Source organism: Desulfovibrio desulfuricans DSM 642, from assembly GCF_000420465.1.
Taxonomy (GTDB): domain Bacteria; phylum Desulfobacterota; class Desulfovibrionia; order Desulfovibrionales; family Desulfovibrionaceae; genus Desulfovibrio; species Desulfovibrio desulfuricans.
The window spans coordinates 134,005-146,531 of the sequence record NZ_ATUZ01000013.1 but is presented as its reverse complement, the minus strand read 5'-3'; the positions used below and the strand labels follow the sequence as shown (position 1 = coordinate 146,531).

The window sequence follows — 12,527 nt, the reverse complement described above, 5'->3', positions numbered from 1 at the left end:
CTCAAATGGCCAAGAAAGAAGTTGCCAAAATCAAACTGCAGATCCCCGCTGGCGCGGCTAACCCCTCGCCGCCGGTTGGTCCTGCCCTCGGTCAGCACGGCCTGAACATCATGGGTTTCTGCAAGGAATTCAATGCCCGCACCATGGAACAGAAGGGCACGATCATTCCTGTGGTCATCACCGTGTACGCCGACCGCTCTTTCACCTTCATCACCAAGACCCCTCCGGCCTCGGTGCTGATCATGAAAGCCGCCAAAATTGAAAAGGGTTCCGGCGAACCCAACCGCAACAAGGTTGGTAGCCTGAGCATGGCGCAGATTGAAGAGATCGCCAAGCTGAAGCTGCCCGATCTGAATGCTGCAAGCATTGAGTCTGCGGTGAAGTCCATTGCTGGTACCGCTCGCAGCATGGGCATTGACGTTAAGTAAGGCCCATTTAAAGCCGTGAGCGCCCTTGGGCGCTCGTTGCATATACGGCACATTGGTCTTACGGCTGCAAAAGCTTTAAAATGCTTGGCAGCCATCGTTGAAATCAATTGTACTGCCGCCTTTGCGCAAGACAAAGTTCGGCAGGAGATGCAAAACGAAAGGATTATCTCATGCCCACACATGGCAAGAATTTCCGCAAGGCGCTTGAAGGTAGCAACCTTCAGGAACGCTTCAGCATTGAAGACGCCATCAGCAAATCGCTTGGCGCTTCCTTTGCCAAATTTGACGAAACTGTTGATGTGGCCGTGCGCCTCGGCGTTGACCCCAAATATTCCGACCAGATGGTTCGCGGCGCAGTGACCCTGCCCCACGGGCTTGGCAAGACCGTACGCGTGGCCGTGTTCTGTAAGGGCGAAAAACAGGCAGAAGCCCGCGAAGCCGGTGCAGATGTTGTGGGTGCCGAAGACCTGGTCGCCAAGGTCAAGGAAGGCTGGCTCGAATTTGACGCCGCCGTTGCCACCCCGGACGTTATGGCTCTTGTGGGCCAGATCGGTCGCGTGCTTGGCCCCCGTGGCCTTATGCCCAACGCCAAGACCGGCTCCGTCACCTTTGATGTGACCAAGGCCGTTACCGAACTTAAGGCCGGTCGCGTGGACTTCAAGGTTGACAAGGCTGGCGTGCTGCACGCTCCCCTTGGCAAGGTCTCCTTTGGCCCCGAAAAGATTCTGGGCAACCTTAAGGCCCTGCTTGACGCCGTGAACCGCCTTAAGCCTTCCGCCGCCAAGGGCAGCTACATGCTCTCCATGGCAGTGTCCACCACCATGGGCCCTGGCTTCAAGGTTGACATGACTCAGGTTAAAAAATTTCTTGAGGGCTAAGCTCTCAAGGCTGTGGGCGCACTGTATGTCAGTGCGCCCACAATCTGTCTAAGGATATGGAATTCGAGTCGAAGACGACAGGTGGGCGCAAGCTCTTAATACCCTGTCCAGACACTTCTTCTTTGGCTCGGCATTCCACCTGGCAACCCCGAACGTGAGAGGTATCACGTGAACAGGTCTGGAAAAGCCGTAATTATTGAAGCCGTTAAGGCCCGCGCCGACAAGGCTTCTTTTGCGGTTATCACGGACTTCAAGGGCATGACGGTGGAAGAGCTGACGAACCTGCGCGTTTCTCTGCGTAATGCAGGCGGCGAATATCTCGTCGTTAAAAACACGCTTGCCCGTATTGCTCTGACCGACGGTACGCACAACGCTATCAAGGATAATTTCCATGATAACTGCGGCGTAGCCTTTGGGTTCGATGACCCCGTGGCGGTGGCCAAGGCGCTCAGCGATTTTGCCAAGCAAAGCAAGCTCTTTGAGCTTCGCTGCGCCAGCCTGGACGGCAAGGCTATGACTGCCGCCCAGATTGACGCACTGGCCAAGCTGCCCGGAAGGGAACAGCTCCTCGGTCAGTTGCTCGGCACCATGAACGCCGTGCCCACCAACTTTGTTTCGCTGTTTGCAAACGTGGTGCGTGGTCTGCTTTATGCCCTCAAGGGCATCGAAGATCAGAAATCCAACGCCGCATAGCAAGCAACCATCGAATTATTTGCACTCAAGCCAAAGATCAGGAGACTTATCATGGCCGTTACCAAAGAAGAAGTTGTTGAATTTATCTCCAATATGACCGTTCTCGAACTTTCTGAGTTCATCAAGGAACTCGAAGAAAAGTTCGGCGTTTCCGCTGCTGCGCCTGCCGCCGCCATGATGATGGCTGCCCCCGCTGCCGCTGCTGAAGCCGCTGAAGAAAAGACCGAGTTCGACGTTATCCTGAAGGAAGCTGGCGCCAACAAGATCGGCGTCATCAAGGTTGTGCGCGCTCTGACCAGCCTGGGCCTCAAGGAAGCCAAGGAAAAGGTTGACGGCGCCCCCGCTACCCTGAAGGAAGGCGTGTCCAAGGATGAAGCTGAAGAAGCCAAGAAGCAGCTGACCGAAGCCGGCGCCACCGTCGAAGTGAAGTAAGTTCGGTTTATACCGTGCTTTTGAGGCGGAACCTTCGGGTTCCGCCTTTTTTGCGGTCAATCCCTGACAGCCTAAATTATACAAGCATTCCATGGCGGTGTGCCTCCCGCCAGCCACCACCCTCCTCCAATCCGCTGGTCCTTGCCAACTTGACCCAAGATTTCAGGCCCATATGAAAAAAACGCTTGTCCCGCCTTGTTGACATAGCGGGAAGTTCTGATACCCATATACAATATATCTTGAAAATTCGCGGCCTCAGCCTGTGGCCGGTCTGCCCTGTTTTTGGCTTCAAGCTGGCCTGTTTCTGTCACGGTCACCGCTGGAGCAGATCAACATTGAACATGCTTGTCTGTTCTGCATGGATTTTTGTAAAAATCCGCGCTGCGAGGTGCTTGCATGGCGAAGGTAATCCACCGTCACGCAAGCATTTCAACGTAAAAAAGCTCTAACCGGAGCCGCCATGAACAACCGCACTCTGCTTTACGCCCTGACGCTCACCTGTATTCTGCTGATATTTGGCGCATGGACGCTGGCCTTTTTCCATTACGGGGCTGCCGTGCGGCAAACCCCTGCGCCGCAGGCGCTGGCAACCTTGCAGGCAGGCCCGGCAGCAGAACCGCAGTTCAATCCGCCAAAGCCGCAGGACGCGCCGGAAGACATGCGCGAAGCCGTCATGCTCGGCTACAATATTATCAACGATACGGCGCAGTACGCCCCCGAGCACGTGGGCAACGAACTCGCCTGCGCCACCTGCCATCTTGAAGGCGGCACCAGCAAGGCGAGCATCACCCTTGTGGGCGTTGCGGCAACCTATCCTCGCTTTCTGCCAAGCCACGGCTACAGCGCCGATCTTGCCCAGAAAGTGCAGGACTGCTTTGCGCGCAACCTCAATGCCGCGCCCCCGGCCCTCGACAGCCGCACCATGCAGGCTGTGCTCGCCTATCTGCACTGGATTTCAAAAGATATTCCCGTCTATGCCAAGCTGCCGTGGGCCCTGCCCGCAAAGCTTGACAGCAACCACAAGCCCGATGCCGCCAGCGGGGCCAGCGTGTATGCAGACAACTGCGCCTCCTGCCACGGCGATGCGGGCGACGGTTCCCCCCCGCTCTGGGGCAGTGGCGCATACACTGACGGCTCCACCATGCACGACATAAACACCTTTGCCGTGTACACCCATCGCTTTATGCCGCCTGAGGCAGCTAACCTCACGCCGGAACAGGCCCTTGACGTGGCGGCCTATGTGGACGGCCAGCCCCGCACCCATTACGCGCCCGCCAAGCCCGCAACGGCAACTGGCGCGCCCAAAGCGCCGCAGGGGAAATAGGCCATGAACTTTCCCATCCTGCATATTCCTGTGGTGGGCGACGGCATGACCATTGCCCTCAATGCTGTGCTGCACGTTTATATCAGCCACGGGCTGGCCATCGGCCTCATGACCATGCTGGTGATCTTTCAAACCCTCACGTGGAAGGGCAAGGGCGCGTTCTGGGCCGACATTGCCCGCCGGTTGCTGGGGCCGCTGGTGGTGATTACCACCTCTGTGGGCGCGGTCACGGGCGTGGGAATATGGATTCTGACCGGAAGCCTCGCTCCGGAAGGCATTGGCGCGCTTATCCACCTGTTTTTCTGGCCATGGTTTATTGAATGGTTCGCCTTTACCGCCGAAGTCATTTTGCTGCTCTGCTACTACTACCAGTGGGATCGGCTGATAACGCGCAAACCCGGCACACTGGCCGCCATTGGCTGGGGCTATGTGGTGGCGTCCTTTATCTCTGCGGTTCTTATCACCGGCATTCTGGGCTTCATGCTTACCCCGCAGGGCTGGCCGTGGGCCAGAAGCTTTGCCGAGGCCTATTTCAACCCCACCTTTGTGCCGCAGTGCTTTTTGCGTGTCGCCGGCGGTATGGCGCTGGGCATACTGCTGCTCATGAGTTGGATTGCCTGGCGCTTCAAGGGCACGGCGGAAGAACGCGGCAGAGCCTTACGCGTCTGCGGAACAGCGCTGCTGCTCTCTCTGGCTGTGACGGCAGCGGCCACCTACGTGTATTTTTCGCGGGTGCCGCAAACCTACCTCACGCACTGGAAGTTCTCAGTCGCCACATCCTACCTCTCGCAAATGCCGGACTTTCTGCCTGCGGCCAACGCGGTTGCCGCGCTTGTACTCGTGCTGACGGCGCTGGCGGCGCTTGGACGCTCACGGCTGGCATGCCGATTGCTGTGCATTCCGGCCCTGATCATGAGCCTGTGCTTTGTCATGGAATTTGAGCGTGTGCGCGAATTTATTCGCGGCCCGTACCTGATGCCGGGCTATATGCATGCCAGCCAGATAACCCTTGTGGAAAGCGAAGCGCTGGCCGCCCAGAACGCCCCACTGTTGCCCCGGCTGCGCTGGGTCAACACCAGCGGCAATCTGCCCCCGGCAACCCAGGCCGCCAGAACGCTTTTTGCGGCCAATTGCGGCGTATGCCATGCGGAAAGCGGCATCAACGGCATTGATCAGCGCCTTGCTGGGCGCTCGGCAGACGGCATCAACGCCATGCTGGGCATTACGCAGAGGCTGGCCCCCTACATGACGCCCTTTGTGGGTTCGGAGCAGGAACGCGCACTGCTCACGGAGTATCTGTTCCAGCTTTCCTCCAACTATTCCCGCCGCGCCCAACAAGCCGCCAGGGAGAAGTAGCCATGCAGCAATGGACAGACCTGTTTCTCAACAAACCCTTGCCCGAAGGCTGGATGCAGGGGCTGCTCTTCGTCACTTTCGGCCTGCATCTGCTCTTTGTGCTGCTCATGCTTGGCACGGCCATACTGAGTCTGCTGTTCTTTCTGCGTGATCTGCTGCGGCAGCCCACGCCCGATCAGCACTGGAACGAACACGTGGCCCATTCCCACATGGGCCTCAAAAGTCTGGCCGTGGTGCTGGGCGTTGGCCCGCTGCTGCTCATGCAGATAAGCCATCCGCATGCCTTTTTTACGGTTACAGGGCTTTTTTCATATGCGTGGCTGGCGATTATTCCGCTGCTGATCGCGGCCTTTCTGCTGTTTGACGGTTTTGCGCACAAGCTGGGCACCAGCGCGTGGCTGGCCCTCATCTGCGGACTGGTGGGCGTTGCGGCCCTCATGACCGTACCCGCCATCTTTACCGGGGCGCTGACCCTCATGGAACGCCCTGCGGAGTGGGCCGACTTTGCCGCCCGCGGCATCCGCTTTGACGCGCAGTGGATGCCCCACTGGGTGCTGCGCTACCTGCACGTGCTGGGCGCGGCTGTGGCCTTTGGCGCGGCTTTTCACCTGTTTTTCTCCGCCAGAAATGAAAAACAGAAGGCCCCTCTGCTGCGCAAGTGGCTGCTAGGCGCTCTTGCGGCTCAGGCAGTCATAGGGCTGGCCCTGCTGGCAACCATACTGCCGCAACTGTCTGTCCCGGTGCTGTCGTTCATAAGCCTTGGAGCAGTGGCCCTTGGCGCGGCGGTCTGGATTCTGAGGCCGGAATCGTCAACCGCCGATTACCGTTTGCTGGCCCTGCTGCCCCTTATCTTCGTCTCCATGCTGCTGGCCCGCCAGCTCATGCAGAACGAGGCGCTGGCCCCTGGGCAGGCGGAGGCTACGGCCCAGCGCGAACAGCGCGTTCAGGAACTGGCCCCCTTCAGCCAGAAGGCTCTGGACGCCTTTGCCGTCAAGCTGCGCACCGTGTACGACAATGGCGACACCATCTATGACGGCGCATGCGAGCCGTGCCACGGCCTCACCGGGCATGGTGACGGGGCGGAAGCCTCACGCCTGCGCATCCCCGCCACAGACCTGACCACCATGCGCACCGACCGGGATTATGTGTATGAAATGGTGCGCGACGGCATCCCCGGCACAGGCATGCCCTATTTTCGCATGTTCGACCGCGAAAAGCTGGAGAGCCTGCTGGACGTCATGGGCAAGCGCTTTGGCATGTATGCAGCCACGCCGCCGCCCCCGCGCGATATCAGCCCTCTTTCGCTTGAAGTATGGATAGGCACCTGCGCCAAATGCCACGCGGCCAACGGCAGCGTCAGCCCCTCGGGGCGGGCCATGCAGCCCCCGCCGCCCGATTTCACGCGCAGCAGCCTGACCCACGGGCAGGCCCTCAAAATCATTACCGAGGGCTACCCCGGCACAGGCATGCCCGGCTACCGGAACCAGCCCCAGACCGTGCGCGAAGACCTCGCCATCATCTGCAACAGCTTCCGCGCTGCGCATAACAAGAACGGGAAATAGCCTGGGCGGCGGGCTGGCCCTCAGGCCTCGTTGCGCCATACAGGCTTGCCTGACCAGTTTCAAAGAGTCCCATAACAAAGCCCCCGTTCCATGAAGGAGCGGGGGCTTTGATTTCAATCAGTTACTTACACTGTTTGCGGGCGGCTTTTCTGGCCTTGCTGCGCAAACGCCGTTCTTCGTCATCAAGCAGGGCACGCTGCTTGTCAAAGGGTATTCAACCGCAATTCAGCCGGTCTGTGGGCAGCCAGCCTTTTTTGAGGGCAAGCAGGTATATGGCGGCAATACCGCCAAACACCAGCAGGAGAATCAATGTATCCATAAAACCTCCGCCGCTTTATCTGGTCCAGGGATAGAACGCCGAAGATCCATCGGCGGCGGCCCTGGCGGCAGTGGCGCGGCTTGCGTACAGGTTAGTGATGCGCAGCCATGATTCCATGATCCGCTGGCGCGAAATGCGCCCGCTTTCCACAAGCCCGCGCAAGGCATCAAAGGCTTTGCGGGGCAGGGTTTCGTCCCAATACAAGTTATTGCCGAACAGCAGAATGTCCACCCCGGCGTTGACGGCCAACAGCATTGCCTGCTCCATGCCGTAATGGTCGGTGATGGCCTTCATCTGCATGTCATCGCTGATGATCACGCCCCGCCAGCCCATGCGCCCGCGCAACAGGTCGGCAACAACAGCGCGGGAAAGCGTGGCAGGATACTGCGGATCAAGCCCCTTGTGGTACAGGTGCCCAAGCATCACCATGCCGGGCCAGCCCTGTGCAAAGGCCTGCGCGTAGGGCGCAAGGTCGGTCTTGGCATTCCAGCTGCGGGTGATGTCCGTCAGCCCCAGATGCGAATCCTTCTGCGCGCCGCCCTGACCGGGAAAATGCTTGAGCGCGGGGATGATGCCGCTTTGCGCCAGCCCCTGCCCAAAGGCCAGCGCGTGCGCGGCCACAAGCGCCGGATTGGGGCTGAAGCTGCGCTCCAGCGCGCCAATGGCCGGATTGGCGGGATTGCTGTTCACATCCGCCACCGGGGCCAGATCAACAGAAATTCCCAGCGAGGCCAGTTCCACACCCAGCTGCCGGGCGATGGCGCGGGTTTTCTCCGGGCTGGCCGCGCCCATGTTCTGGGCGGAAGGCAGATCGGCAAAACCGCGTTGCGGCTTGAGCCGCCGCACCCGTCCGCCCTCCTGATCAACAGCTATGAACATGGGGCAGGGGGACGCCGACCGCAGCGTGGCCGTGAGCCGCCGCACCTGCTGGGGCGAAATGATATTGCGTTCACCGCCGGTGGTAACATCCCGGTCAAACAGGATAATATGCCCCACATGCCCGGCGCGCACCAGCGCAAGAAAGGCATCGCCCTGGGGCAGATCCGCCCCGCGAAAGCCCAGCATGAGCATGGAGCCGATCATGACGTCCAGCGATGGCGCGGCACTGCCCGCGCTTGTCTTGGCGGGCGCGGCCTGCGCAGCCGAGGCCCCGGATCGCAGCAGGGGCGAAAAACAAAAAATCAGCGCCAGCCCAAGCAGACAAAGCGTGACCCCACCCTTGCGCGCGGCAGCAAAAAGAATCTGGCTGTCGGAACAGCGCGAAACATTGGGGAATTTGCCCCTGTTTACAGCATCAGACACGGCTTTTTACCTCAGCTTTCAGGATCAAGCGTTGTGTAGGGAGCCTGCCCCTGGCAGCCAAGGCACTGCGGGCCATGATCCAGCGGATAGGCCTCGCCGCAGCGGGGGCAAATACCGATGGTGCCCATATGGCCATGTCCCAGAAAAACCTTGTCCACCTGCACGCGTTGCACCTTGCAGATGCTGTGCCCGGCTTCTTCAATTTGCCGTTCAAGCTCCACAATATCCTGCGCATGCTTGGGCTTTTCTTTCATGAACCAGCTACGGATTTCCGGATAGGCGAATAGTTTTGCCGGGTCTATGCTCACGCGCACGCCCACGCCCGTCTTTTTATTGTACAGCGCGAGCGCGTAGAGTCCCAGATCGCGCACATGCAAACGCTTGTTGCCCGTGCTGCACAGGCTGAGCAGCTGCACCGCGTCCGGCAGGCATTTGCTGGTTTCCGCCACTGCTTCAAAAAGGGTTCCTTCGGGCAGCATACCCTTGGCAAGCTCGACCATATAGCCGCCGATAAGCAGACCGGGGGCCGCGCAACCGTGAAACTCCTCTGCGATCCCGTGGAACTGCGAAAACGTATACGCGCCGATATTCATGGATATTCCGTCGTGCTGCCCGCCGTGTGCGGAAGATAAGGTGGGGTGCGCAGGCAGGATGGCTGCGCCGAGAGGCAAAATGCCTTCCGTCACTTGGCATCATTTGCCGCCCAGCGTCAAGTACGCGCTGCAGCAGTGCTTGACCCGGCAGAGCGCGGGCTGCTATCGGTTGCACACGGTCAGATTCATGCACCAGCATTCCGCACTAACCTTTCGGGCGGCATATCCGCATGAGGCACCTCACATGCAGGCTCTTATAATCATAGATATTCAGAACGATTACTTCCCCGGCGGCAAGATGGAGCTTTGCGGCAGCGAGGCTGCGGCCAGTAATGCCGCCCTGCTGCTCCAGGCTTTTCGCAAGGCAGGAAAACCTGTTTTTCATGTGCAGCATATTTCGCTTGCGCCTACGGCCACTTTTTTTCTGCCCGGCACAACGGGGGCGCTTATTCATGACAGCCTTGCTCCTCTGACGGGCGAGGCCGTGGTGGAAAAGCACCTTCCCAATTCCTTCCGCGACACCACACTGCTTGGTCTGCTCCATGCGCAGAATATCACGGACATCGCCATAGCGGGCATGATGACCCACATGTGCGTGGATACCACCACCCGCGCCGCCTTCGACCTTGGCTTCACCTGCCATCTTGCCCACGATGCCTGCGCCACCCGCGATCTTGGGCACGATGGCAAAACCGTATGCGCCGCCCATGTGCAGACAGCGTACATGGCGGCCCTTGGGCAGGTATTCGCTCAGGTGCGCAGCACGCAGGAACTGTGCGCGTCCATCAGCCAGAGCAGTTAGGTCATTGCATCCACAAACTGCTCTGAACCGCGCAACACTCCGTTTACACTGCACATCAACGCCTATGCGCGCTGCACACTCCATCAGGGGGCAATATCATGGCGTCATTCCTGTTGCGATTCCGTTTTTCCGCACTGGCCCTGTTTTTATGGGCCAGCCTGTTTACGGGCTTTTCGCTGGATTCCCTACCCTGCCATGCGCAGGAAAAGGCAGGCCTCGAGCTGCTCTTGCTGCACACCAACGACCTGCACTCCTACCTTGCGGGCAGGGATGCCCACGGCAACGCCTGTCTGAAATCCGAAGGCTGCACGGGCGGTTTTGCCCGCCTTGCCACAGCCATGAAGCGCGCCCGCGCGGAACACGACAACGTGCTGGCCGTGGACGCTGGCGACCAGTTTCAGGGCACCCTGTTTTTTACCGCCAACAAGTGCCCCATGCTGGCCGACATCAACAGCCTGATGCCCTATGACGCCATGACGCTGGGCAACCACGAATTTGACGACGGCTGCGAAGCCACTGCCGGATTTGTGCGGGCGCAGCCCTATCCCGTGCTGGCCGCCAATCTGGATGCCCGCCCCGGCTGTCCCCTGCGCGGAACGCCGTTCCGCCCCTGGATCATCAAGGAGGTGCGCGGGGTCAAGGTGGGCATTGTGGGGCTTGCCAACCCCAGCGTGCGCACGCTTTCCGCAGCCTGCCCCGAAACGTGGTTCTACAAGAGCGAAACCACGCTAAAAAAGGCCGTGGCGGAGCTGGAAAAGCAGGGAGTGCGACACGTCATAGCCGTGACGCATCTTGGCCTGCCAAAGGATCTGGAACTGGCCCGCAGCGTGGACGGCGTGGATATCATCGTGGGCGGTCACACCCACGACTACCTTGGCCCAAAATCATCCAAGGGGCCGTACCCCATTGTGGAGCATTCGCCCTCGGGCAAGCCTGTTCTGGTGGTCACTGCCGGTGCGCTTGCCAAGTATCTGGGGCAGCTCGATGTGACCTTTGACGCGCAGGGCGTCCCCGTGCGCTGGCAGGGCGAGGCCCTGCCGCTGGATGCCTCCATTCCGCCCGACCCGGCTGTGGAAGCCAAAATCACCCAGTATGCCCAAAAGCTGGAAGCCTTCACCTCCGTTACCGTGGGGCAAAACAACCTGAATGCGCCTGACGGCCTGCACCAGTGCCGCGTAGGTGAATGCCTTTCCGGCCTGATCGCGACCGATTCCATGCTGGATTATGGCCGCGCATACGGAGCGCAGGCCGCCATTATCAACGGCGGGGGGCTGCGCGCCCCTCTGCGGCAGGGCGCGTTGAACCTTGGCGACATGCTGGCCGTGCTGCCCTTTGGCAACAAGGTCATCATTCGCGATTTCAGCGGCGAGCAACTGCTGGCAGCGCTGGAACACGGCGTGGCCGACTACAAAGGCGTGGGATCGCCCCTGCTGCACACGGCGGGGCTGCGCTACGTGTATAATCCCGCTCTGCCGTCCGGCAAACGCATTGTGCGCGCAGAGCTGCTGGACGCGGGCGGAGCCGCGCGCCCCCTTGACCCTGCCGCCCGCTACCGGGTGGTTCTTGTGGATTATCTGGAACGCCGGGGCGATGGCTACGCCATGCTTGCCAAAGGATCGCCCGTGGAAGCCCCCGACCCGGTGGATGTGGACGTGCTGGCGGCATACATCAAAAAATTCAGCCCGCTGACGGCCTTGCCGCCTGACCGCCTGATCCGACAGACAAACTGATTGCCGCAAGGGACGCAGGCTGAACCGCGCGGCTCCTGCGCACAGATGCCTGACCATGCCACGCGTGCCTGAGAGTACCAGAACATGCCTGCCCTTGGGACTTGCCAAGGGCAGGCATGTTGGGCAGTGTGGCGAAAAAGTTGAGGCCTTATGAATTCCCGCGACCTTATCATGGTCCTTTCTTCGCTGCTTTCCATGGCGGCGGGCGTTTTTCTGCCCCAGGCGGCAGAGCCGCTTGCCGCAATGCCGCGCCTTATTCTCATTTTCATGCTTTACATGAGTTTTCTGGCTGTGGGCATGGAAGCCCTGATGCGCGAAATACGCCACATGAAGGGCACACTCTGCTTTCTGGTGGCCTTGCGGCTTGCGGTGCTGCCGCTGCTGTGTCTTGCGGTCTTCCGCCTGTGCATGCCCCAGTTTGCGCTGGGAGCCTTTCTGCTGGGGGCTGCGCCCGTGGGGGTCATGGCCGCTGTTTTTTCGCTTATGGTGGGGGCCAATACGGCGCTCATTCTTGTGGCCAACATCGCCACGTCCCTGCTGCTGCCCGCAAGCCTGCCCGCCGTGCTTTCCGCTACCGATGCCGCGCTGCGCCTGCTGGGGCTTGAGCCGCTCAACATGCCCGCGCATCTGGAACTGGGGCACATGAGCCTGTCGCTCTGCGTGACCATTCTTGTGCCCTTTGCCGCCGCGCACCTTACGCGCATCCACCTTGACGGGCTGCGCAACCTGCTTTTGCGCTGGCAGTTCCCGCTCATAACCGTGTCCATCGTGGTTTCCAACATCGCCATTTTCAGCCACTACGGCGACCTGCTGCGCCAATCACCCGATTTGCTGCTCAAATCGTTGGGCGCGGCCTCCCTGCTCTGCCTCGTCATGACACTTGCCGCCATCCCCCTGGCCCGCCGCATGAGCAGGCAGGTGGGCATGGCCTTTCAGATTTCATTTGGCGTTATCAACAATGTGCTGGTCATGATCGTGTGCATGGAATTTTTCAGCGCCACAGAGGCGATCATGGCCGCCGCCTACCTGGCCCCCCTGTACGTGCTGCTGTTTTATTACCGCCTGTGCAGCCGGGATAAAAAGCAGGGCTGACATTGCAGTGAATGCG

12 protein-coding genes are annotated in these 12,527 nt (G+C 60.0%); 10 read left to right on the top strand and 2 right to left on the bottom strand.

Annotated elements, in window-relative coordinates:
- Window positions 1-5: 5 nt before the first annotated feature.
- The 7 genes from rplK to G449_RS0106100 all read left to right on the top strand — a co-directional run bounded on the left by rplK (window position 6) and on the right by G449_RS0106100 (window position 6,673).
- A complete protein-coding gene (gene rplK / locus G449_RS0106130) occupies window positions 6-428 on the top strand; it encodes a 50S ribosomal protein L11 (protein ID WP_022658434.1) in 423 nt (140 codons plus the stop codon).
- A 170-nt stretch (window positions 429-598) separates the two neighbouring features.
- Window positions 599-1,306: a 50S ribosomal protein L1 gene (rplA, locus tag G449_RS0106125; protein WP_022658433.1), complete on the top strand. Its 708-nt coding sequence runs from the start codon at window positions 599-601 to the stop codon at window positions 1,304-1,306.
- Between the two features lie 168 nt (window positions 1,307-1,474).
- Entirely contained in the window at window positions 1,475-1,999 is a 525-nt protein-coding gene (gene rplJ / locus G449_RS0106120; protein WP_022658432.1) for a 50S ribosomal protein L10, read from the top strand.
- A gap of 51 nt (window positions 2,000-2,050) precedes the next feature.
- Window positions 2,051-2,431, top strand: a complete 381-nt coding sequence (rplL, locus tag G449_RS0106115; protein ID WP_022658431.1) for a 50S ribosomal protein L7/L12 — start codon at window positions 2,051-2,053, stop codon at window positions 2,429-2,431.
- 460 nt (window positions 2,432-2,891) lie between these two features.
- On the top strand, window positions 2,892-3,755 hold the full coding sequence (locus tag G449_RS16245) for a c-type cytochrome (RefSeq protein ID WP_022658430.1): 864 nt from the start codon (window positions 2,892-2,894) through the stop codon (window positions 3,753-3,755).
- Between the two features lie 3 nt (window positions 3,756-3,758).
- Window positions 3,759-5,111, top strand: coding sequence for a cytochrome ubiquinol oxidase subunit I (locus G449_RS0106105; RefSeq protein ID WP_022658429.1), 1,353 nt, complete (start codon window positions 3,759-3,761; stop codon window positions 5,109-5,111).
- Between the two features lie 2 nt (window positions 5,112-5,113).
- A complete protein-coding gene (locus G449_RS0106100; RefSeq protein WP_022658428.1) occupies window positions 5,114-6,673 on the top strand; it encodes a c-type cytochrome in 1,560 nt (519 codons plus the stop codon).
- A 334-nt stretch (window positions 6,674-7,007) separates the two neighbouring features.
- Here the strand turns inward: G449_RS0106100 and G449_RS16240 are convergent, their stop codons facing one another.
- Together G449_RS16240 and G449_RS0106085 are read right to left on the bottom strand one after the other, a co-directional pair.
- Complete coding sequence (locus G449_RS16240; protein ID WP_022658426.1) at window positions 7,008-8,294, bottom strand: glycoside hydrolase family 3 N-terminal domain-containing protein; 1,287 nt, start codon at window positions 8,292-8,294, stop codon at window positions 7,008-7,010.
- An 11-nt stretch (window positions 8,295-8,305) separates the two neighbouring features.
- Entirely contained in the window at window positions 8,306-8,980 is a 675-nt protein-coding gene (locus G449_RS0106085) for an FmdE family protein (protein WP_245559834.1), read from the bottom strand.
- Window positions 8,981-9,131: 151 nt separating this feature from the next.
- On the opposite strand from G449_RS0106085, the gene G449_RS0106080 reads away from it, so the two are divergent.
- From G449_RS0106080 to G449_RS0106070, 3 genes are all read left to right on the top strand, one after another.
- Window positions 9,132-9,689, top strand: coding sequence for a cysteine hydrolase family protein (locus tag G449_RS0106080; RefSeq protein WP_022658424.1), 558 nt, complete (start codon window positions 9,132-9,134; stop codon window positions 9,687-9,689).
- Window positions 9,690-9,787: 98 nt separating this feature from the next.
- Entirely contained in the window at window positions 9,788-11,419 is a 1,632-nt protein-coding gene (locus G449_RS16235; protein ID WP_022658423.1) for a bifunctional metallophosphatase/5'-nucleotidase, read from the top strand.
- Window positions 11,420-11,569: 150 nt separating this feature from the next.
- Complete coding sequence (locus G449_RS0106070; protein ID WP_022658422.1) at window positions 11,570-12,511, top strand: hypothetical protein; 942 nt, start codon at window positions 11,570-11,572, stop codon at window positions 12,509-12,511.
- Window positions 12,512-12,527 lie beyond the last annotated feature (16 nt).